Here is a 20,786-nt window from a genome sequence, read left to right as displayed (position 1 = left end):
GGGCTGGGCAAAAAGGCAGGCAAGAGGCTATGGGGCCTGCAGGCGGGCAAAAGCCAAAGAATTTCAAAAAGACTATTAAGAAGCTGGTTTCCTATTGCAGGGCCTATCTGCCGTTTATTGTGACTGCCCTTGTTCTTGCAATGGCAGCATCAATCTTCAGTATCATCGGCCCGGACCTTCTCAGCAGGATCACTGACCTGATTGCAGAAGGACTGATGGCGAAAATCGATTTGGACGAAGTAGTAAGTATTGCTTCCATCCTCGCCTTTTTATACGGATTGGGTTTTCTGTTCAATTATATTCAAGGATTCATCATGGCAACAGTCACCCAGCGGGTATCCAAGAACTTAAGGAGCGATTTATCCTCCAAAATGAACCGGATGCCATTGAAATACTTTGATTCAGGCAGCACCGGAGATGTGCTAAGCCGCGTGACAAATGACGTCGACCTGATCGGGCAGACGATGAATCAAAGCTTAAGCACATTGGTATCGGCCATCACAATGTTCCTCGGCTCGCTCGTCATGATGTTCTATACAAACTGGATCATGGCTGTATCTGCCATTCTTTCAACATTAGTCGGTTTTGTGTTTATGAGTTTCTTAATATCCAAGTCTCAGAAATACTTTGCCCAGCAGCAGGCAGAGCTGGGAAGGCTTAACGGCCATATTGAAGAAATATATTCAGGCCACAGTGTTGTCAAGGTATATAACGGAGAGCCGGAAGCAAAGGCAGCCTTCCACGAAATCAATACAAGGCTGTACGAAAGCGCATGGAAGTCGCAGTTCCTTTCAGGACTGATGATGCCGATTATGATGTTTGTCGGCAATTTCGGGTATGTCGTAGTTTGTGTGGTCGGCGCAGTGCTGGCGGTAAACGGCTCAATTACATTCGGCGTAATCGTCGCGTTCATGATCTATATCAGACTGTTCACCCAGCCGCTTTCCCAGCTTGCACAGGCAGCGGCAAATCTACAGGCGACAGCCGCTGCAAGTGAGCGTGTTTTTGAGTTTCTGGCTGAAGATGAGCTGGAAAATGAAGATAATAAGAAAACTGTTCTCACTGATGTCAAAGGGGAAGTTGAATTTAAGAATGTCCGCTTTGGCTACAGTGAAGATACAATGATTATCCATGATTTTTCTGCTCTCGCAAAAGCAGGGCAGAAAGTGGCAATTGTCGGACCGACAGGGGCAGGAAAGACAACCATCATCAATTTACTGATGCGCTTTTATGAAGTAAACGGGGGAGAAATCCTGATTGATGGTATGCCGACAAATGCGTTGAGCCGTGAAAAATTGCGCAGCCTGTTCTGCATGGTGCTTCAGGATACTTGGCTGTTTGAAGGAAGCATTCGTGAAAACATCGTCTATTCCAGAAAAGGGGTGAGTGATCAGGAGGTAGTGGAAGCAGCCAAAGCCGTTGGACTGCATCATTTTATCCAGACGCTTCCTATGGGCTATGATACCATCCTCGATGATAAAGCAAATCTTTCTGCTGGACAGAAGCAGTTAATCACCATAGCACGGGCGATGGTAAAAGATGCGCCGCTCCTCATTCTGGATGAAGCGACAAGCTCTGTCGACACACGCACAGAAGTGTTGATCCAGGAGGCAATGGATAAGCTGACAGCAGGCAAAACGTCATTTGTCATCGCCCACAGGCTATCCACCATCAAAAATGCCGACCTGATTCTCGTCATGAAGGACGGGGACATTATCGAAAGCGGAAATCATGAGGAGCTGCTGGGGCAGAATGGTTTTTATGCTGATTTGTATAATAGCCAGTTTGAGGATGCTTCTTAAAAGAATGCCTGGCCATGAAGAAGGCAATCTCCTATTACTTAGTTGATAACTGATAAACTTTTGGAATAATGACACCACAGGCGGAATTAGGCTTTTATAATAGTAAAAAACTAACGGATCCAGCCGGCTGATCTAAGACCCCTCAAACTTTGTAAGATTAAAAAGAGGATTCCAGCGGACCGAATAAAGCCCTCTGAAAGCTGAAAAAAGAGATAGAGGGTTCTAGTCATTCAAACTAAAGCCCTCTGAAAGCTAAAAAGAGAGATAGAGGGTTCTAGTCATTCAAACTAAAGCCCTCTGAAAGCTGAAAAAAGAGATAGAGGGTTCTAGTCATCCAAACTAAGACCCTCTGAAAACTGAAAAGTAAAATAGAGGGTTCCAGCAAGGGCTAAGATCTAACTAAACAACGAAAAATTCAAACTGATAGTCCCAAATTGCCATGATCTCAAATCAAAACACTATGATTCAGGCTGTCGACTAAAATGACAGCTTTTTTGTTTATGGTCTAAAGAAATCATCCTGATCCATGAAAATAGTCCTTTGGTTTACAAACAAAAAAGAAGGCTAAACTAACAATAAAGGGAATATTTCGAAAAAAGTGAAACCTATCCAAGCTGCCATTCGTAAATATAGGAAAACCACTGGAAAGGAGCTGCAAAAATGGACCGGATGATTTTTTTATGGATCCTTGGCATCTATCTGCTGCTTTCGTTCATTCTCGCTCCAGTTCAATATGGATATATAAAAGAGCTGAAAAAAATGGATCAGGAACGAAAAGCACAAGGAAAAGCTCAGGGAGAGTTTTATGACGACATGACCTTTGAGAATCAGCTGCTGCATTATAATGCTCAAGGTTTCCTCTTTTGGGGAGCGAACCTGATTGCCTCTTTATTTTACAAACTCAAAAAGGGATAAGACTAAGAAGGGCAACCATTATCGGCGGCCCTTTTTTTCTGGAAGCGGCGCAGCCATAGACCCGGCAGCACGCTTTGGGATATAATTCTATTATTCTGAAAAGACAGGAGAATACATATGCATACTAAATCGCTCCAGGAATCATACAGCTTGGCTGAATATCCGCTCGCAGGCCATGGCAAGCGGAATGTAAAGGTATTGAAAAAGGCATTCGATCATATCAGCGGAGACATTGAGAGTGAAATGTACGGCAAGGGGAAGGTAATCGAAGAGTTCCAGGATAAAATGGCTAAGCTGCTCGGAAAGGAGGCAGCTGTTTTTTTCCCAAGCGGTACAATGGCCCAGCAGATCGCTCTGCGCATCTGGTGCGACGAAAAGGGGATTGCGAAGGTGGCTTACCATCCTTTAAGCCATCTTGAAATCCATGAAGAAGACGGGTTGAAAAAGCTGCACCATATTGAAACTGTTCTGCTCGCAGACAAAACAAGGGTGATTGAATTAGAGGATGTCACCGGCATGGAAGAGGAGGTTGCCTGCCTGCTGCTGGAATTGCCTCAGCGGGAAATCGGCGGACAGCTTCCTGATTATGAGACATTGGAGAAGATATCGGCCTATTGCCGGGAAAAAGGGATCAAGCTGCAGCTTGACGGTGCCCGATTGCTGGAAGTGCTTCCGTTTTACGAAAAAACAGCCGCAGAAGTGTGTTCACTGTTTGATAGTGTTTATATCTCACTCTACAAAGGGATCGGCGGGATTGCCGGCGCCATTCTTGCTGGAGGCAGAGAGTTCACCGAAAAATCAAAGATATGGAAACGCCGCCATGGAGGCGATTTGATCAGTCTTTATCCTTACATACTTTCTGCAGACTTTTATTTCGACAGGCGTTCAGAAAAAATGGCGGATTATTATGAGGAAGCTAAGGAGCTTGCAGAAATGTTTAACAGCAGCAAAGGTGTTTCTACTTTGCCAACAATACCAGTATCCAATATGTTTCATGTCTATTTCCAGCATCAGAAGGAGGAAATCGAGCCGATCCTGACGGAAGTCCAGGAAGAAACAGGCGTAGGGTTTACTGGTAACTTAAGAGATAAAGAGGGTCATTCATGCTATTTTGAGCTCAGTATTGGCGATATATATAGAGAGGTGCCAAAAGAACAGTTGGAGAAGGCCTTCCTGCTTCTTAATGAGAAGATGGCCTATGTGTTTGCCTGAATTAGTAAAAGCTTGCTGAGAGGAGATTAAAGATGACCGAAGAACAAGTTTGTCCTCAGTGCGGTTCAGCAGAAAGCGGAACTGGCGAGTTTAAAGGCTATGGGTCAATTTTCAAGAAGAAAACTGTTCTGAAATATTCAGAGGTTGACGCCATTTTTTGTGCGAAATGCGGGTATGTCCACTTTTTCAAAGTAAGAAATCCTGAGAAGATACTTTAAATCAAGGAGAGATTTAGTTTGGTACAGAGCGGTAAAGAGATATTCTCAATAAGGGAAGCAAAGATAGAAGATGCTAAAAGCCTTTCGGATTTGAGGGTGAAGATCGATGGCGAAACAGAGAATATGGACAGGGAGAGCGGTGAAAATTTCATCGATGAAAAAGGATTCGAGAGAGTCATTGTAAATGACAGCAAGCAGCAGAACCATCTTTTCCTGGTAGCTGAAGCGGAAGGCAAACTGGTCGGATTTTCCCGCTGCGAGGGCTCCAATTTAAGAAGAACTTCCCATAAGGTGGAGTTCGGAGTATGCGTTCTTAAAGATTATTGGGGAAATGGAATCGGTAAACAGCTTCTGATTGATTCCATTCGATGGGCAGAAGGAGCTGAAATAAAAAAAATCACCCTTCAGGTTCTGGAAACGAATAAAAATGCCATCCAGCTTTATAAAAGATATGGCTTTGAAATTGAGGGTGTATTGCGGAAGGATAAGCTGCTGTCTGACGGTAAATATTATAGCACGGTGGTTATGGGCAGAATTTTGTAAATTCCCGTGGATGTACCGGTTATGAAGATACCAGGTACGATTTTCCCGGCTTTAGCGTGGGGTCCGCCTCAAGGTGGTCATACAGTCAGGATGTTTTTTCAGCCAGCTGCATAGCATCCCTGCAGTGCTCTTACTATATATTTTTCTTCTTCATATGTTCATGATAAATGGAACAGCATACAGGAGAATGAAAAAATAACAGCTGTCAGCATTTTAACAGAGGAGAATAAAGATGATACCCATCATTCGAAAAATGGAACCGCACGATATTGAACAGGTACAGAACGTAGCAAAGACCAGCTGGCACACCACCTATGAAGGCATCATTCCAAGGGAAGTGCAGGACCAGTTTCTGGCTGCAGCTTACAGCAGTGAAAGAATGCTGCAAAGGATTGAGCGATCCCATCTTTTTGTCGCCGAGGAAGAAGGGCAGATTGTTGGCTTTGCTAACTTTTCACCTGTAAACAAGGAAGGGAAAGCAGAATTGGGTGCCATCTATCTTTACCCTGAAGCACAGGGCAAAGGGATTGGAACCTCTCTCCTCAACAAAGGCATAGAGGAATTGGCTGGTGTGAAAGAGATTTATATAAATGTAGAAAAAGATAATGAGCTTGGCAGGAATTTTTATCTTGCAAAAGGTTTCGAGCATATCGAAGAGTTTGAGGAGGAGTTTGAGGGCCATTTATTAGTGACGATCCGCATGGTTTTGCAGCCAGGTAATTAAAGCCTTCAAGTCTTAGCCTTGTATCCCAAAAATCGTAAAGAGGGAGGAGTCCATATGGATCGCTTTGATTTTAGCCTGAATAATAAGCTTGTCAGGGCGTGGCTGCTGATCATGCTGCCGGTTATAGCAGTGGCAGTCATATTGTTTTGGGTCGTCCCGGCAGAATTCCATTTTGTTCCCCACTTGCTGCTTATAGCAGCAACTTACGGATTTTTTTTCTATTTTCTGTTTGGAAGAAAAAGAAAGTGACCGTTTGTATGTGGTATAAGTGCCTGAAAGGGAAAGGAATGTCAACCTTTCCTTTTTAATACCTGGACCGCCTGGGCTTATATGGGTAAAGACGCGTCTATATAATGACAAAGGAGAACTTATGAAAACATACATATACATGGTGAGGCATGGAGAGTCGCCTAAAGAAAATGAAAATGAAAGATTAAGAGGGCTGACTGAAAAGGGAAAAAGAGATGCACAGAAGGTGTGTGAATGCCTTTTGGATGAAGGAATTGAGGTGTTCGCATCCAGTCCTTATCAGCGTGCGATCCAGACAATGGAAGGGACCGCAGCACAGCTCAGTAAGGACATCCATGTTTTTGAGGATCTGAAGGAAAGAGTGTTCTTGCCGGATGAAGCTATTATCAGTAAAGAGAAATTGCTGACGCTGCTGGAACGGTCTTTTTCCGACCCTGATTATGCCTTGCCGGGCGGGGAGTCTAACAGAGCTTGTCAAGATAGGGCATCAAGAGTACTGCTTAATCTGATTAAAAAAAATCAGGGCAGGAAAATTGCCATAGGTACGCATGGGGCGGTTATGACACTTATGATGGGTAAGTTAAATAGAGATTATGGATTGGAATTTTTATTAAGTTCCTCAAAGCCCGATTTATATAAATTGGAATTTGAGGATCTCAGGCTTTCAAGTGTTACCAGGCTTTGGCATGTTTAGCTTCGTGTCCCGAATGACTCCTTTATAAATTTGCAGGTCAGGCTCTAAGCTTCAGGCTGGCCAGTGAATCATTTAGTATATCTTCGTAAAGCGAATTCCAGCCTTTATACCATAGAGAGGCTTTTTCAGAATCAATAAGCATCATTTCTGCAGATTCATATTTCACCTTCAAAAGGGTGGAGCTGCTCTTTCCATAAAGTAAATAACCTGGAATCCTATCTTGGGATAAGGGCTGCTTTCATTCCAAAACGGATTTCCCTGGCTGACGGTGATATATCCAAGAAGGGTGGAAACTCCTGCGGCATATCCCTCGTCCAGGGCTTCACGTCTGCAGCACTCTTCAGGTGTCTCATTTTCCTCTAAATGCCCCCGGGAAATTCCATCCGCGTTCATTCAGATTGACGAGCAGTAATTGTTCTTCATAAAAGCAATAACTATGGATGCTTGTTATCAGATTAAATGGCGGCAAAGTACTGCTTTTAACCCAGGAAAGCTTAATCCTGGCGTGTCCCCAATATACAAAAACATCTGACATGATATCACTCCTTATCCTTTGAATATAGTATGGATTAAACTGGAAATAAATTTAAAGACTGTCAATTTTTAAACTCTGAAACTGCCGGGTCAAACCAGCCACATTCTTATTTTCCTTTTCCGTTTGATTTCCCCTCATACTGGAAAAGGAAGGATCAGAGGGAATAATAGCTGAATCCTTCTTCATCAGGTTGTACGCTGCAATATAATAGGATTCTATGAAGAACGGAGAGAAAGAAATGAAATATACTGATACCATGAGAGAAATCACCAAAAGTGTTTATGTAGAGAAGGATCCTCATGATTTTCCTCCCGAGTGGAAAAGTACCCTTACTCATTGGAGAAATAATTTGGCTGATATGCTTGCCGAGGCATTCCATCCGGACAAAGAGTATAGAAAAGCTACAATAGGCTCTTGGGAACACCATCTCAATCAGCTGCTGGCAGCAGGAACTCCGCCTGAATTTTTAATAGAAGAGATTTGTTCCTTCAGGGAGGATGCATCAGCAAAGTTAAGGCTGACAGCCAAGCAAAAACAGTGGGCCGATGAACTTTATGAGCAATGGGATCGTCAATTTCACCAAACGGCCGATGATATTATATGCTGGACCAGCGAGAAATCGTCCACTGCTCTTCGAACACGTTTGCTGGCAGCAGAAGCCAAGGTCAGCATGCTGTCTATTCCTATCATCAGGGTATCAGAAGATATCGGAGTAATATCACTTGTAGGGGACTTGGATACTAAAAGAACGAATGATTTGATGGAAAAGGCTCTTCAGTACGGAGCAAGCCGGTCATTGAACTGTATGGTCATTGATTTGTCTGGGGTAGAATTCATTGATACCCGCATTGCCCATGAGCTTCTAAGAGTAGTAAAAGCGATCAAGATTACAGGAATGACAGTAAAACTGACGGGGATTCGGCCGGAAATCGCCCAAACCTTCGTAAAGCTCCAGGTAAATCTTAATGACATCCATGTATCTTCCAGCCTGCATCAAGTATTATAGATATTTTACAGGGGAGGCAGCAGGCTGCTTCTCTTTTTTTAGAAAAAGGTGAATCTTTTTCCATCCCAATCCGTCTATTAAGTAGAATACATATATTTTTCAGCTTTTTATAGGATCCTAAGGAGCTAGTATCTCTCCCGATGTTCAGCCAGCCTGCTGCCCTGCCATCCTTTCCCATATTTTCTGAAAGCCATAGTTGATAAAGGAAAGTCCATATGCAACTGCAAAAAGCTTAGATGAGTTGAACTTCTTTAGCCTGTAAAACCCTGCTTTTTGAAAAAATCTATTCAAAGGGAAGGCAAAAAAGAGATCAGTAATCAAGTTGACTAGTGTATAAATGAGGAATTTTTTATTGCTCAAATGAAAAATCCACATATTGGCTGCAAAAAAGGGTCCAAATATAAATATCAGGGCATCGATCCAAAGATACTTGCGCCCGCCTTTCACCCTCCACCATCCGAGTCTGTCAGCCAGCAAAGTTTCTGTAAAGAGAAGCAGCGCTGAGAAGAGTGTAACTGGCACAAATTTCTTGAAAGATCTGCCTGGCAGCAGTAGGATGCTTATCCAAGAAAGCAGAAATCCCGCTGCCCTATAAATATTAACCATGAGTTCCGACCTCCTTGATTTATTTTGGCTGAAAACAAACCTTCTATACGCTGAATAAGATTGACGTTAAGCAGAAGCTTTAGAAAGAAAAGGTGATGTTATATGAAAGCAATATTCAAATATATCTTAACCAAAGAAGATTTTGATAATTTCCGTGCTGTTGTCGGATCTCCGAGTGAAAGAGCCTCTAGAAAGGTGATTCCCATTCTGGACGAACACTGCCGGGAGTTCATCCGTATGGCGCCGTTTTTAACAATGGCTACTTCGAATGGCGCCGGCGAATGTGATGTTTCCCCAAGGGGGGATATGCCGGGGTTTGTGTCCGTTTTGGATGAAAAACATTTGTTCATCCCGGAAAGGCCCGGCAATAAAAGGCTGGACTCTGTCCAAAATATTTTGGAAAATCCTCACGTTGGACTGGTCTTTTTCATTCCAGGACTGGGAGAGACATTAAGGATCAATGGAAAAGCATTTATCGTGCGTGATCCTGAGCTTCTGGAAGAGAGTGCGGTAAACGGGAAGCTGCCTTTATTCGGCATTGGGGTGCAAGTGAAGGAATGCTATACCCATTGTGCCAAAGCTTTTATCAGATCAGGGCTGTGGAAGCCGGACACATGGGCAGATAAAGAGGATCTGCCATCTGCAGCTAAAATGATCGTCGCTCATACAAAGATACCGAATGTCTCGGCTGAGCAGGTTGAACGGGAACTCCATGAAGGCTATGTGCAGCGGCTTTATTGATTTCGGGGGGATTTTCTTATGAATATAGGTGCGGGCATCATACTGCTGTTCATAGCTGCTGGACTCCTGATAACAGGATTTTCGATTATTAAACAAACCAATAAGGCTGCTGCAGTATTATTGGCTGGGGGCTTTATCATTCTTGGTATTTGTGTGCTTTTATTATCAGGGGTTTTTGATCCTTATAGCAATCATATTCACTAGACGAGTGAAATGGTGACTATCTGGATGAGGGCTGCTTTGCAGCTCTTTTTTTTATTGAAAAAAAATAAATGGGAACTTTTTGCACCCTGCATTCCTCTAATTAACAAACAGACAGCAGGAAGGGGCCGGGAGAAGAGTGTGATTAAAGCGATAAAGGATTCGATTATGCTGAAAAAAATCAAGGAAAAGGATATTGATGCTGTCTTAAGCTGGTTTGAGGCACGAAAATCGAAGTTTTACAAAATCGGCTGGGCTTATTTAAAGAATCATCATGATGTGGAGGATGTATTTCATAATACGATCCTTAAGGTCCATGACCATATTGATAAACTGAAGCAGGACCGTTATTTTGAAACATGGGTCACTTCTATTTTCATTAATGAGTGCAGGGACCTTTACAGGAGGAATAAGCGCAGGCAGCAGGAAGCTGCTATAGAAGGAAATGAGGCCGGACAGCATCCCTCTGACAGGCTGGATGTGCTGGATGCACTGGAACAGGTTGATGAGAAATTCAGGGAGCCAATTCTGCTGAAATATATACAAGGATTCTCTCAGGAAGAAATCGCAGGCATTCTCGGGCTTCCGCTTGGCACTGTTAAAAGCCGTATTTATAGAGGACTGCTGATTCTTCGCAAAGAATATGGAGGTGCTGGCAGCCATGACATGCAGTGAAATACAAAACTTGATGCTGGATAGTCTGGAAGGACGACTGCAGCCTGGAGACGAGATAAAATTGATTGAGCACCTGGAAAACTGCATAAAATGTGAAGATGAAATGATTCAGCTCCAGGAAATAACGGCAGCATTGGCCGTAAAATCGCAAGAAATTGAAATGCCGGAAGATTTTATGCTGAATGTGGGAAAGAGGGTCCGGCAGACAGAATCGAAAAGGAAGAAGAAGGGCAAAGCCGGCAGGATCGGCGGTTTGGCTGCCGCTGTCTGTCTTGCCTTATTTGCCGGTACCGCAGCTGCCAATGGCGGATTTACTGCATTTAAGGATTGGTGGCAGAATTTCAGTACCGGGGAAAGCGAGCAGGAGCAGCAATACATCCAGTCCGGACTTGGCGAAAAGCTGGATCTGGAAGCAGAAAGCAGCGGGATCAAAATCAGGATAACAAGTGTGGCGGCTGATGATATCCAGACACTGATTTATTATGAAGTTGAAAATTTGAAGAGTGAAGATCTATTTATGCTTGATTATGATCGAATTGAAGTCTTGAATGCTGCTAAGTATTGGAGCGATCAGGATGAACCCTTATTTTCGCCCATCAGAAGCCAGATGAACCTTTATTCCGATAAACAAAATACCTTCAGGGGGAAACTGTCAGTGGCGCCAATGGACCATCCAGAAGGAAACATTGAACTGAAGATCCTGCAGCTGGAGAAATTTAGTGAAGCGTCAGAACAGGATGAGGTACATGAAACGTTGAAAGGTGAATGGTCATTTGAGGTTCCGGTGGTGAAACACCCCAGCATAGAATATCCTTTGTCTGCCGAAACAGAGACAGACGGGAATCCAATCATCTTTGAGAAGCTCGTCATTGCTCCGACAGCGACCATGCTTACCTACAGATATCAAAACACTCATAATGATAAAAACCTTGATTTTATCGCAATCGACAGTATCGAAACAGAGAATGGCCTTGTCAGCAGCCAGCTGTTCGGCCCTGGGGGCGGCTCATCAGGCAATGGGTGGAATACAGTGACATCTTCCTTCGATTCTATATACGGGGAAAAGCCAAAGCATATTAAAATACATCTTGGTGCTTTGCAATATTCAGTAGAAGAACCAAAAAGCATTGATTTAAAGGGGAAGGATCTTCCCATTAAGGCTGAGTATAAAGGAAACAGCCTCTCAATTGACAGCATAGAACCCGGCAAACCGGCTAAAGTAGTCTTTACTGAGGAATTGCCGGAAAACCGTGCATATGAAAAACTGCGATTTTCAATTGCTGCCAAAGGCAGGACCTCAACAGGCATCAATTCGGACGGTTATTTTATTGACAAAAACGGCCAAAGATACAAGGCAGATGAATACTTTATGCGTACAGCAGAACTACACGAACCGCGACTTTATACAACAAAGCATACTATTAATCTAAGTGGGGATGGCAGCCGGGAAGTGATTCCTGAGCGTCTGGAGATTGAGGGATTCAGCTATACCACATTCAGCAGCAAAAACATAAAGATTGAACTGGATGGAAAAGCAGGGCACTGACCCTGCTTTTTTTTACATTTTATTACTATTTTAAAGGTTATTTTTAATTCAAGTCGAAGATAAAAAGAGGAGAAGAACAACATGGAGGTAAAAAAGGAGATTAGGGAGGCAAGATTTGAAGATATTCGGGAGCTGCTGATTTAATGGAACAGCTCGGGTACCCCACAACCATTAATAGTATGGAAAAGCGGTTCAGGAAAATTCATCCGCTTGCTGATCATTATACATTAGCTGCAGTATCAGAAGACAAATATAGATTTTGAAAGTGCCCGTCCCGGATCTCCTGAAATGGACTTTTCAAAAATAAACCGTGATGTTCGGGAACAGTATGAAGGTGCCAGGGAGGCTTATATAAAAGGGTATGAAACCATTAGGCCGATGATTGATCTCGACAGCATCCTGCCTTTTTATAAGTTTTTCGATGCATTTGCATTTTGTTCTGCAGGCTGGGGGCAGAAGAGGGGAGCAGAAAAGCATAGGAAATTCATCAGAGAGAATGAGCTGCTGCTTGCCTCGCTGCTTTGAATGCCTACCTCATTCTGCAGCCCTTGTACCTGGAGAAACTGATAAAAGAAGGTCTTATGATGTATACCAGAGGACGTCCTGTGTATTTTATCCGCTCTATTTTTTGTGTAACATTATTGGGAATTACCGGAATATATTTTCTCATTAGACTGGCCATGATTATTATTTCGGCTGCAGGCTTCGCTCTTATCGGATCAGAAGGGCAGGATCTGCAGATGGCAGCATTGGTTCCCGACATATTGATGGTCTTTGTGTTCACACTGGCTTCGGGAATATATTTTAAGAACAAAAGCATACCTGGGATGGCTGCGGTATTCCTGCTGCTCATCATTCTTGTTTCCATACTGCCAAGGCTTATGCTGGCAGAAAATTATACAATCATTGAGAGTACTGATTTTGCTGTCACCGGATTTAGCTATGAAATTCCACAGAAAGAATATGATGGCGTGGCCGTAAAGGTATATAGAAGGATCTTGCCATATGTTTATCAGGAGGGAAAAGAATTCAGGGATGACTCCATACTCGCTGAAAAGAGCCAGAGTGAATTTATAATTATGTCATATGAAGTGGAAGAGGGAAATACACTGATAATTGGCGAGTTAAAGATCCCATTGGAGTACTATGGAAAAGGAGGAGAATCATGATTTGGTTTCTATTTATTTTTATTTTCCTTGTCCTTGGATTTGCCTTTCTGATCGACTGGCGGAGGAAGAAGATCAATAATAATCCCCCGAATATCACACATCCTCATGCCAAGCCTGGCGATGATTCAAATTATATGATGGGAGATAACAGGGATCATGGCGGCTCTAACACTTAATATGCTGCATTGGAAAGGCTTTGCAATACAGGACAGCGGCGGCATTGAGGACAATGGCTATTATCCTATGGTATAGGCCGCTGCCGCTGTTAAAAAAGGGCGCAGCTTTCAGTACCTGCTCAACTAGGAATTGAACACATTCTAATTTTGGATTATTCCAAATTTCTTTAAGGCAAATTCTATGCCATCCTCACTGGATTTACGGGTGACAAAATCGGCCATTGCTTTCAGCTCATCAGTTCCATTCCCCATCGCAATCCCAAGTCCGGCCAGTTCAAGCATATCAATATCATTATTTCCATCCCCGAAAGCAATCATCTCTGATGGCTCAATTTCAAAGAATTCCAGCACTTTCATAATGGCCAAAGACTTGGATACTTCATCTTGGAGCACATTTGCTATAAACGGATGCCATCTTTGAAAAGAAAGATGGGGAAAAGCATGGATATATTTTTCCATCATTTCCTCGTTTGCGTACAGGCACATCAAAAAAACTTCATGTTCATGGATATCAGCATAAAATGGCGGGTAATCGGTGAAGGCCAGTGTTTCCTTCAATATCTGCAGTATTTCTTCACTCTGAACGCCGTTAGTGCTGAATTCTTCAGTGAAAAAGGATAAACCATGATTTTCAGCTTTAGAAAAAGCAGCAACATCACGGATAACCTGCGGATCAAGCGTGACTTTATGGATGACTTGATCACGATGCTTAGCATAACCGCCGTTCGCAGTCACAAAAGTATCAATGCCAAGCTCCTCAAGCTCCCTGCACAAGGACAAGGGCCTGCCGGTGGCAGCTGCAACCTTGATCCCTTTCTCTTTCAGCTTAATGATCATCTCCTTCGTCTGATCTGAAATGCTGCCATCTTCATGATGGGTGATCGTCCCATCCACATCAAAAAATACAATTTTATAGCTCATAAGGACCTCCGGCGACAATTGTTTTCAGTTTATTAATTTTATATAGGAATGACCCGAAATATTATCGCGATCACTATTAAGATGTTTTTATAAAATATTATAACATCTTCAACAACTCTGCTCTCAAGGTAATCTGAAAAAAGGTTGATTTTTCAGAATTTTTTCTGGTCTTGAAACCAAATGGATACCTGCTTCGTAAAATAGATATGGGAAAGTGGGAAACTACTTGAAATATATTCTGATAGGATTTGCAATATCCATCTTTGGTATAGTAGCTTCTCTATTAACAGGGGTTCTAGAATATGCACATTTGGTTACCGGAGCCATTGGCCTGCTGTTCTGGGGTGCCTCCGTTCTTATTTCAGGCGTCATAATGGGACCCCATCGAATGAAAGCCGATCTGCATGTGGAAGAACCGCCCGAGCAGAGAAAAAAGCGCAGAAGGACAGCTGCTGCCTCTATTTTAATTGGACTCCCGAATATTGCAGCAGCACTGCTTCTTTATATGGCCAGATGAAAGGATCTTTGGTGAAGGTCCTTTTCATCTTTCATGGATGACTTTTCTGATTACACGCATGTTCCTCTTATTAGTAAATGACATTCAGAAGGGGAGATTAGATGTTTAAGGAACTCGAGACAGAGAGGTTAACGCTCAGGAAGATTGTTGCGGAGGATGCTGCAAGCCTGTTTGCTAATTTTTCGAGAAGTGATGTTGTGCGCCATTACGGACAGGATGCATTCCAGCGGGTGGAACAGGCGGAAGAAATGATCCGTTTTTTCCAAAAGATCTTTAACGAAAAAAGAGGAGTCCGCTGGGGCATCGAATTAAAAGGAACTAATCAGCTGATTGGCACCATTGGATATAATGCGTGGATCCCAAAGCACCATCGAGCTGAAATAGGCTATGAGCTCCACCCTGGCTATTGGGGGAAAGGGTATGCTTCAGAGGCGGCCGAAAAGGTAATTGCTTATGGGTTTAAAAAAATGGATCTGTACAGGATTGGGGCGGTCGTTTTCCTGGAGAACGACGCTTCAAATAAGCTCCTTTCGAGGCTGGGCTTTGAAAAGGAAGGTGTGCTGAGGGGGTATATGTATCAGGAAGGAAAGCCAAATGATACATATCTTTATTCTCTCTTAAAAGAAAAGCGTTAATCATATTATAGAAATATATACGATGATAGAAAATTCTGCTATTATAAGGATTCCAGTAAATATTTGGACCATTTTGTTAAAGGAGGCGTTCATTATGCAAAAGAAGGAAAGACAGCATAACAGCACAGAGGGGATTGCGGCACTTTACAAATAGTCCAGCATATCCCTGTATGATGAAAGGGGATAATAAATGATTATATTAGAAGAAATCAATGAGAAAAATTGGTATGAATGCTGCCAGCTGAAACTAGCCAGTGATCAGGAGGCTTATATGGAGCCTAATGCAATTTCGATCCTGCAGTCTCAATATGAACAGAGCTTAAGAGCATATGCCATCTTATATGATGGAAGAATGGCAGGCTTATTAATGTACAATACTGTTCCGGAAGAATTGGAATCTTTCTGGATTTACAGGATTATGATTGATTCCAGCATGCAAGGGCAAGGAATCGGCAAAGCAGCCACGCTCCTGATGATTGAGAAAATAGCGCAGCTGCCAGGTGCCAAAAAGGTAGCTGTGGGCTATCATCCTGACAATCTGGCTGCACATAACTTGTATGCAAGCCTTGAATTTATTGATAAGGGAGATAGATTCGGCAGGGAGATGGCTGTTGTAAAGGAACTTTAAGATAGGAGGCCTAAATGGGCTTCCTTTTTTTTAGAATCATTTTTTCCAGAAGGTGAAACGTTCATGAATGCCTTATGCATTTCGACTTATGATTGAACTTTTTATTATGTATAATTGCAGAATTGTGTTCAAAGCTAATCTTTCGTTTCGTTGGGGACAAAATGGAAACAACGAACTAAAGCCCTTTCCCTATTTTCAAACAATTCATAATTAAGGTTACCTTTACTGCTGGGGGTGATTTTCTTTTATTTTTTCTCCTTCTTGTTTCACTTTTCTGGATTCCTGTTTTTTATAAGAATCTTGACTAGTGTACGCACCGTTAATAAAGCGGCGCACATCGTCCTTTGACAGTCCTAAGTGTCTGGCTTTTAGAATCAACATTCTCCATTCAGGATCAATTTTTACTTTTTCCTCCATTCTATAGCCCCCTATAATTTACTTCTTATTGTTGATTAGTCCGTAAAGGAAGATATCCACAATTTCCTCTGCCAGTATATCGGGTGTTTTCTTACCCGTAAATATCTGCGTGACTGACAGCCTTTCAATGGCACCCACAAGGCTTGCCGCTGCCAGTTCCATGTTTGCCTCTTCCCGGAAGTAGCCTGCTCTTTGTTCGGAAAGAAGGTTATGGTGGATTTGGGCGGCCATTTGTGATTTTATGGTTTCAGCATCTGGATTAATATAAAAACCGATCTTGGCAAGCATTTGATTTTCATGGAAAAAACTAAAAATGGCATATAGTCCTGATTTAATCCTTATTGGAAGCTGTGGCAATTCTACACCTGGCTCTATTCGGCTCGCATCTGTTAAATGAGAGAGCCTGTGCTGAAATGCCATGATCAACTCATGAAAGATCGCTTCTTTGCTTGGAAAATACAGATAAAATGAAGGCTGGGTCAATCCTGCCTTTTTAACAATGCTGCTGATCTTGGCATCGTGAAATCCCTTCTCAGCAAACTCCTCAGCTGCAATATTCAAAAGCAGATTCCTGCTGTTTTCTCCGATGGAACCTTTCTTGCGTCCTCGATTTGGCATAGTTTTGTCTCCTGCAGATTATATTACTTCTAAGTATTATCTATAATATACCATAAATAGTCAATGTTTTATGAAAATTTAACCATTTGTTAAAGAATAATATAACTTTGCAGTGAAACAATAAGCAAAAGGGGTGACGAATATGAAAACAAAGGACAATTTTCTTGAAGGAGCCAAAGTCACAAATGACGGCCAGACATTTGGTTCAAAAAATAATAAAGGCATTCATGCAACAGGAGATTCACCGAATGACAATGTAAAGAAAAAGTAAACAGAAAAGCCGGGAACAGGAATCCCGGCTTATTTTACAAGCTATTGAAGCCTTTACCCAACAATGAGATCGCCGCTGCAGTAAATATTACTATTGTGATTAAGCGGGAGCGCGTGCATAGATTTCACACAGGCTGGTGTATAACAATTTTTAAGGAGATGCCTGCTGATGCCTAAACAAGGCAAACCTTCTTGAAAAGCCTTTTAAATAAATGATTTTAGACTGTTTTTCAGTAATCTGCTCGATATAAAGAAGTGTAGCAAACCTTATATAGTAGATTGGCAGCTTTCAGCCTAAATCTTTTGTTTCCCGCCATCATAAAGTCGGGATTTTTGCGTAAAGATTAATAATTCTACATAAAATCAGCAAAATTTCACCTAAAAATTTATGTATTCTACTTAAAAATACTAGGATTCTACATAAAAAACGAATAATTCTACATAAATTACATATATTTACAAAAATCACTCTCATTCAAAGTTCCCGCTGCTAGTTTATCGCTACCAGAAAAGGGAATGTATTAGTACGGATACATAGTGAAGAGCTGCACAATCTAAGCGGCAGGCTTTATATGTATTGAGACTATTTTTTTCAAAAAGGAGTGCTGAACAATGTCAAACCCTGAAAATCCGCTCAAACAATTCTTTAATGGAGACTTCCCGAAGCAGTATCAGGAGCCGCCTGGAGTCCAGAACGAGATGAAGGATCCTCAGCCTGACTGCGGTGAGAAGAGCTATAAAGGAACTGGGCGCCTGAAAGGAAGGAAAGCGCTGGTGACCGGCGGTGATTCCGGGATTGGCCGTGCTGCAGCCATTGCATATGCCCGCGAAGGTGCCGATGTGGCAATCAATTATCTGCCAGAGGAGCAGAAAGATGCTGAAGAGGTAAAAGAGCTGATTGAAGCAGAAGGCCGCAAAGCTGTTCTTATTCCTGGTGATTTGAGCGATGAGTCATTTTGCAGGGACATGGTCGGGCAGGCCCAATCAGAATTGGGAGGCCTTGATGTTCTTGCCCTTGTTGCCGGCAAGCAGCAGGCAGTAGAAAATATTGAAGACCTTTCGAGCGAACAGCTCCGCAAAACGTTTGAGATCAATGTTTTCTCCCTTTACTGGACCGTTCAAGCGGCACTTCCGCATCTGCCTGAAGGAGCTTCTATCATTACAACTTCTTCTGTGCAGGGATATAATCCGAGTCCGAACCTGCTGGATTATGCCGCAACAAAGTTTGCCATTAACGGTTTTACGCGCGGACTGGCTAAACAGGTAGCTTCAAAAGGAATCCGTGTTAATTCTGTAGCACCAGGGCCAATCTGGACGCCGCTGCAGATTTCCGGAGGACAGCCACAAGAAGTCATCCCGACTTTTGGCCAGGACACACCGCTTAAGCGTGCTGGACAGCCGGTCGAACTATCAAGCGTATACGTATTCCTTGCTTCTGAAGAATCTAGCTATGTGACCGCACAGGTATATGGTGTCACTGGAGGCATTGAGCTAGCTTAATTTAAAAACCCAACCAGCCACTCAGTCTGGTTGGGTTTTTGATTGCAAAATTTTCAAAGAGACTCCTTAATGACATAAACTCTCTGCAACAGAGGCGAGAATGCGTATCCTAAAAATACGCCTAGCAGGTTAAGGATTAGATCATCAATATCAAGACTGCCGCGCCTGCTCAGGAATTGGGTTATTTCAATTGCTGATATAGACACAATCGGAATAACCAATAGAGTAAAAATAGACTTCTTTTTCATAAGGAGAATCAAGAATAGCCCATATGGAATGAACAATATAATATTCGCAGCTAAATTATAAAATGCAACCAGAAAGTCCACCCGTCCGGCTAAATAAAATTCAATCGTTCTGAAGGGGATTAAGTTATAGTTTGCATAAGCATTATCGCCAGGCCTGAAAAAAAGCAGGACGAGGAGGGAAGCGCTATATAGTGCAAAACCGAGCTGGACAAGATATTTTTTCAATGGCAGCTTTTCACCGCGGAAAAGCAGACCTGCTGTAATCGTGAAGCTGGTAATACAGGCCCATACGACAATTAAAGCGAGCGGATGCAGATATTTGATAAGATTGCTTATAAAGGGCAGAGACAGGAGAAAGAAAAGCTGTGCAGCGGCGGCACTGCGGACAATTGTACAGAACATAAACAGATTCACCTTTTTTAATATTTTTTCAGATAAGAGAATCATACACTCTTAAAATGAACAGAACAAATGAAAAATGCCCATGAACTGTGCCAGGCACAGCGAATGGGCATCAAGGGATATATACAACTATTCTGCTGCATCCGCCTCTTTCATGATTTCTGCATAAAAGGCGATCGCATTCAGATAATTTTCAATTGAAATATGCTCATCTGTTCCGTGCATCCGGTTCAGGTCTTCTGAGGTGATGTGGACAGGCAGGAACCGGTATGTGTTTTTGGAGACAGAGTCATAATGCTTGGCGTCAGAGCCGGCGAACATCAGATATGGAGCAATAATGGCATCTTTGTAGACATTCCTTGCCGCCTGCTGCACTGTCCTGAACTGCCAGCTGTCAATGCTGGAAACCTTGGAAGCTTCGCTGCCAGTGACGGTGACCTTAATCTCATCATCTCCGACTGTATCTTCTATGAAGGTTTGGATGGAATCAAGTGTGTCTCCCGGCATGACTCTCAGGTTGATGATTGCTTCTGCTTTTTCCGGCAGGGCATTATATTGTTCCCCGGCCTGAAAGATGGTCGGCGCGATCGTGGTGCGGATTAGGGCGGCTGATGCAGGCTGCTGCAGTAGAATCCTCTCAATGACAGGCTCAAAGATCATTTTGTTGGCAAAAACGTATTTCATCGGAAAACTCATTTCCGGTGCGGTGAAATCGAATAGATCCTCTCCAGGGCCTCTCAGATCGCCCTTGAACTGTTTATCCTCAAGCTTTGCTATCGCGCTCGATATGCGGCCGATATTAGTATGGTCCTTCGGCTGGGAAGAATGTCCTCCGCTGCCTTCAATCGACAGGACGGCTGTGGCCGAGCCTTTCTCAGAAATCCCTACGACTCCGACAGGCTGGCTGATGCCCGGTACCATCCCATCCACGATGGCACCGCCTTCGTCAAGGACGAATTCAAACTCAATACCCCGGTCTTTAATGGTTTCAGCAATGGCTAAGGCCCCTTCGTCTCCGCCGATTTCTTCATCGAATCCGAACATTAAATAGATATCCCTTTCAGGCTGATAGTCTTCAGATAGGAGGTGCTCGACCGCTTCAAGAATGCTGATGACCCCGATCTTATCATCCAGGGTTCCGCGCCCCCATATTTTCTTTCCTTCCACCTTCCCGCTGAAAGGGCCTTGTTCCCAATTATTTTCCGTTCCTGAAAGGACTGGAACCACATCATAATGGCTAGTCAGGCCAATTGGATTTTTCCCGGTATTTCCTTTCCATCTGTAAACGAGCGCATAAGAATTTATTTTTTCAAGCTCCAGATTCTCATGGACGAGCGGATAGCTTTGTTCCAGAAAAGAAATGAATCTGTCAAACTCCTTCCAGTCAAATTTGCTTCTGTCCTGGTAAGAAACCGTTTTGTATGTAACTGCTTCTGATAAATGCCCGACAGCCTGATCCTCATTGATTTCCAGGGATGCTTCCTTAGGTTCGGGCTGCCGGGATTGGATCATCAGTGTATTGAAACCGGTCACTGCCAAAAACAGCAGAAGCAAACCTCCGAAGATCAAAAGAATGATTCTCCATTTACGCAATATATTTCCCCCTTAATTTTTCATC

General features: G+C 42.9%; 30 protein-coding genes. 21 read left to right on the top strand and 9 right to left on the bottom strand.

The genetic code is table 11. From position 1 onward, the window contains the following. The first annotated feature begins 29 nt into the window (after positions 1-29). From LCM00_RS02580 to LCM00_RS02545, 8 genes are all read left to right on the top strand, one after another. Entirely contained in the window at positions 30-1,802 is a 1,773-nt protein-coding gene (locus LCM00_RS02580; RefSeq protein ID WP_224898148.1) for an ABC transporter ATP-binding protein, read from the top strand. A 660-nt stretch (positions 1,803-2,462) separates the two neighbouring features. Continuing rightward, the gene (locus tag LCM00_RS02575; protein ID WP_224897573.1) at positions 2,463-2,717 is read left to right on the top strand and encodes a DUF3949 domain-containing protein; all 255 of its coding nucleotides are present in this window, start codon (positions 2,463-2,465) and stop codon (positions 2,715-2,717) included. A gap of 117 nt (positions 2,718-2,834) precedes the next feature. Next, the gene (locus tag LCM00_RS02570) at positions 2,835-3,929 is read left to right on the top strand and encodes a threonine aldolase family protein (RefSeq protein ID WP_224897572.1); all 1,095 of its coding nucleotides are present in this window, start codon (positions 2,835-2,837) and stop codon (positions 3,927-3,929) included. 32 nt (positions 3,930-3,961) lie between these two features. Further along, positions 3,962-4,147, top strand: coding sequence for a zinc ribbon domain-containing protein (locus LCM00_RS02565; protein WP_101547946.1), 186 nt, complete (start codon positions 3,962-3,964; stop codon positions 4,145-4,147). 18 nt (positions 4,148-4,165) lie between these two features. After that, positions 4,166-4,690 carry a GNAT family N-acetyltransferase gene (locus LCM00_RS02560; RefSeq protein WP_224897571.1) on the top strand — a complete coding sequence of 175 codons (525 nt, stop codon included), beginning with the start codon at positions 4,166-4,168 and terminating at the stop codon, positions 4,688-4,690. A 232-nt stretch (positions 4,691-4,922) separates the two neighbouring features. Then, a complete protein-coding gene (locus LCM00_RS02555; RefSeq protein WP_224897570.1) occupies positions 4,923-5,414 on the top strand; it encodes a GNAT family N-acetyltransferase in 492 nt (163 codons plus the stop codon). 54 nt (positions 5,415-5,468) lie between these two features. Next, positions 5,469-5,663 carry a hypothetical protein gene (locus LCM00_RS02550; RefSeq protein WP_224897569.1) on the top strand — a complete coding sequence of 65 codons (195 nt, stop codon included), beginning with the start codon at positions 5,469-5,471 and terminating at the stop codon, positions 5,661-5,663. 121 nt (positions 5,664-5,784) lie between these two features. Next, a complete protein-coding gene (locus tag LCM00_RS02545) occupies positions 5,785-6,357 on the top strand; it encodes a histidine phosphatase family protein (RefSeq protein ID WP_224897568.1) in 573 nt (190 codons plus the stop codon). Positions 6,358-6,394: 37 nt separating this feature from the next. On the opposite strand, the gene LCM00_RS24595 is transcribed toward LCM00_RS02545, so the two are convergent. Genes LCM00_RS24595 through LCM00_RS02540 form a run of 3 tightly spaced genes read right to left on the bottom strand, consistent with a single transcriptional unit; the run spans position 6,395 to position 6,892 of the window. Further along, entirely contained in the window at positions 6,395-6,523 is a 129-nt protein-coding gene (locus LCM00_RS24595; protein ID WP_263623203.1) for a hypothetical protein, read from the bottom strand. 2 nt (positions 6,524-6,525) lie between these two features. Then, complete coding sequence (locus LCM00_RS24840) at positions 6,526-6,750, bottom strand: NUDIX domain-containing protein (protein ID WP_404802132.1); 225 nt, start codon at positions 6,748-6,750, stop codon at positions 6,526-6,528. Beyond that, positions 6,707-6,892 carry a hypothetical protein gene (locus LCM00_RS02540; RefSeq protein WP_224897567.1) on the bottom strand — a complete coding sequence of 62 codons (186 nt, stop codon included), beginning with the start codon at positions 6,890-6,892 and terminating at the stop codon, positions 6,707-6,709. The genes LCM00_RS24840 and LCM00_RS02540 overlap by 44 nt, the downstream gene beginning before the upstream one ends. Before the next feature lie 238 nt (positions 6,893-7,130). Here LCM00_RS02540 and LCM00_RS02535 point away from each other — a divergent pair, with 238 nt between their 5' ends. Further along, positions 7,131-7,898, top strand: coding sequence for an STAS domain-containing protein (locus LCM00_RS02535; RefSeq protein ID WP_224897566.1), 768 nt, complete (start codon positions 7,131-7,133; stop codon positions 7,896-7,898). 144 nt (positions 7,899-8,042) lie between these two features. On the opposite strand, the gene LCM00_RS02530 is transcribed toward LCM00_RS02535, so the two are convergent. Further along, positions 8,043-8,504, bottom strand: a complete 462-nt coding sequence (locus LCM00_RS02530) for a hypothetical protein (RefSeq protein ID WP_224897565.1) — start codon at positions 8,502-8,504, stop codon at positions 8,043-8,045. A 102-nt stretch (positions 8,505-8,606) separates the two neighbouring features. Between LCM00_RS02530 and LCM00_RS02525 the strand changes: the two genes are divergently transcribed. The 7 genes from LCM00_RS02525 (at position 8,607) to LCM00_RS02495 (ending at position 13,012) form a co-directional block, all read left to right on the top strand. Beyond that, the gene (locus tag LCM00_RS02525) at positions 8,607-9,245 is read left to right on the top strand and encodes a pyridoxamine 5'-phosphate oxidase family protein (RefSeq protein WP_224897564.1); all 639 of its coding nucleotides are present in this window, start codon (positions 8,607-8,609) and stop codon (positions 9,243-9,245) included. Between the two features lie 18 nt (positions 9,246-9,263). Continuing rightward, a complete protein-coding gene (locus LCM00_RS02520; protein ID WP_224897562.1) occupies positions 9,264-9,449 on the top strand; it encodes a hypothetical protein in 186 nt (61 codons plus the stop codon). 138 nt (positions 9,450-9,587) lie between these two features. Continuing rightward, positions 9,588-10,121: an RNA polymerase sigma factor gene (locus tag LCM00_RS02515; protein WP_224897560.1), complete on the top strand. Its 534-nt coding sequence runs from the start codon at positions 9,588-9,590 to the stop codon at positions 10,119-10,121. After that, positions 10,090-11,667: a DUF4179 domain-containing protein gene (locus LCM00_RS02510; protein WP_224897558.1), complete on the top strand. Its 1,578-nt coding sequence runs from the start codon at positions 10,090-10,092 to the stop codon at positions 11,665-11,667. Before LCM00_RS02515 ends, LCM00_RS02510 begins: the two co-directional genes overlap by 32 nt. Positions 11,668-11,955: 288 nt before the next feature. Then, entirely contained in the window at positions 11,956-12,192 is a 237-nt protein-coding gene (locus tag LCM00_RS02505; RefSeq protein WP_224897556.1) for a hypothetical protein, read from the top strand. A gap of 59 nt (positions 12,193-12,251) precedes the next feature. Then, complete coding sequence (locus LCM00_RS02500; protein ID WP_224897554.1) at positions 12,252-12,836, top strand: hypothetical protein; 585 nt, start codon at positions 12,252-12,254, stop codon at positions 12,834-12,836. After that, entirely contained in the window at positions 12,833-13,012 is a 180-nt protein-coding gene (locus tag LCM00_RS02495; RefSeq protein WP_224897552.1) for a hypothetical protein, read from the top strand. The genes LCM00_RS02500 and LCM00_RS02495 overlap by 4 nt, the downstream gene beginning before the upstream one ends. Positions 13,013-13,153: 141 nt before the next feature. Here LCM00_RS02495 and LCM00_RS02490 read toward each other — a convergent pair whose 3' ends face one another. Beyond that, the gene (locus LCM00_RS02490; RefSeq protein ID WP_224897550.1) at positions 13,154-13,933 is read right to left on the bottom strand and encodes a Cof-type HAD-IIB family hydrolase; all 780 of its coding nucleotides are present in this window, start codon (positions 13,931-13,933) and stop codon (positions 13,154-13,156) included. A gap of 226 nt (positions 13,934-14,159) precedes the next feature. Here LCM00_RS02490 and LCM00_RS02485 point away from each other — a divergent pair, with 226 nt between their 5' ends. The 3 genes from LCM00_RS02485 to LCM00_RS02475 all read left to right on the top strand — a co-directional run bounded on the left by LCM00_RS02485 (position 14,160) and on the right by LCM00_RS02475 (position 15,713). Next, complete coding sequence (locus LCM00_RS02485; protein WP_224897547.1) at positions 14,160-14,450, top strand: DUF5316 family protein; 291 nt, start codon at positions 14,160-14,162, stop codon at positions 14,448-14,450. A 101-nt stretch (positions 14,451-14,551) separates the two neighbouring features. Then, a complete protein-coding gene (locus LCM00_RS02480; protein WP_224897546.1) occupies positions 14,552-15,085 on the top strand; it encodes a GNAT family N-acetyltransferase in 534 nt (177 codons plus the stop codon). Positions 15,086-15,275: 190 nt separating this feature from the next. Then, the gene (locus LCM00_RS02475; RefSeq protein WP_224897543.1) at positions 15,276-15,713 is read left to right on the top strand and encodes a GNAT family N-acetyltransferase; all 438 of its coding nucleotides are present in this window, start codon (positions 15,276-15,278) and stop codon (positions 15,711-15,713) included. Between the two features lie 222 nt (positions 15,714-15,935). Here the strand turns inward: LCM00_RS02475 and LCM00_RS02470 are convergent, their stop codons facing one another. Further along, positions 15,936-16,130, bottom strand: coding sequence for an anti-repressor SinI family protein (locus LCM00_RS02470; protein WP_224897541.1), 195 nt, complete (start codon positions 16,128-16,130; stop codon positions 15,936-15,938). Positions 16,131-16,148: 18 nt separating this feature from the next. Continuing rightward, positions 16,149-16,748: a TetR/AcrR family transcriptional regulator gene (locus LCM00_RS02465; protein ID WP_224897539.1), complete on the bottom strand. Its 600-nt coding sequence runs from the start codon at positions 16,746-16,748 to the stop codon at positions 16,149-16,151. Between the two features lie 142 nt (positions 16,749-16,890). Between LCM00_RS02465 and LCM00_RS24590 the strand changes: the two genes are divergently transcribed. After that, a complete protein-coding gene (locus LCM00_RS24590; protein ID WP_263623201.1) occupies positions 16,891-17,019 on the top strand; it encodes a hypothetical protein in 129 nt (42 codons plus the stop codon). Positions 17,020-17,630: 611 nt separating this feature from the next. Further along, positions 17,631-18,518 (top strand): SDR family oxidoreductase, encoded by an 888-nt coding sequence (locus tag LCM00_RS02460; RefSeq protein ID WP_224897537.1) that lies wholly within the window; start codon positions 17,631-17,633, stop codon positions 18,516-18,518. Between the two features lie 53 nt (positions 18,519-18,571). Here LCM00_RS02460 and LCM00_RS02455 read toward each other — a convergent pair whose 3' ends face one another. Then, the gene (locus LCM00_RS02455; RefSeq protein ID WP_224897535.1) at positions 18,572-19,168 is read right to left on the bottom strand and encodes a VanZ family protein; all 597 of its coding nucleotides are present in this window, start codon (positions 19,166-19,168) and stop codon (positions 18,572-18,574) included. A 129-nt stretch (positions 19,169-19,297) separates the two neighbouring features. Next, positions 19,298-20,761, bottom strand: coding sequence for a M20 family peptidase (locus LCM00_RS02450; RefSeq protein ID WP_224897534.1), 1,464 nt, complete (start codon positions 20,759-20,761; stop codon positions 19,298-19,300). Positions 20,762-20,786: the final 25 nt, after the last annotated feature.

The organism is Bacillus infantis (genome assembly GCF_020171945.1).
Classification (GTDB): domain Bacteria; phylum Bacillota; class Bacilli; order Bacillales; family Cytobacillaceae; genus Bacillus_AB; species Bacillus_AB infantis_A.
The sequence above is the reverse complement of the archived record's forward strand: the minus strand, read 5'-3'. Positions and strand labels throughout refer to the sequence as shown.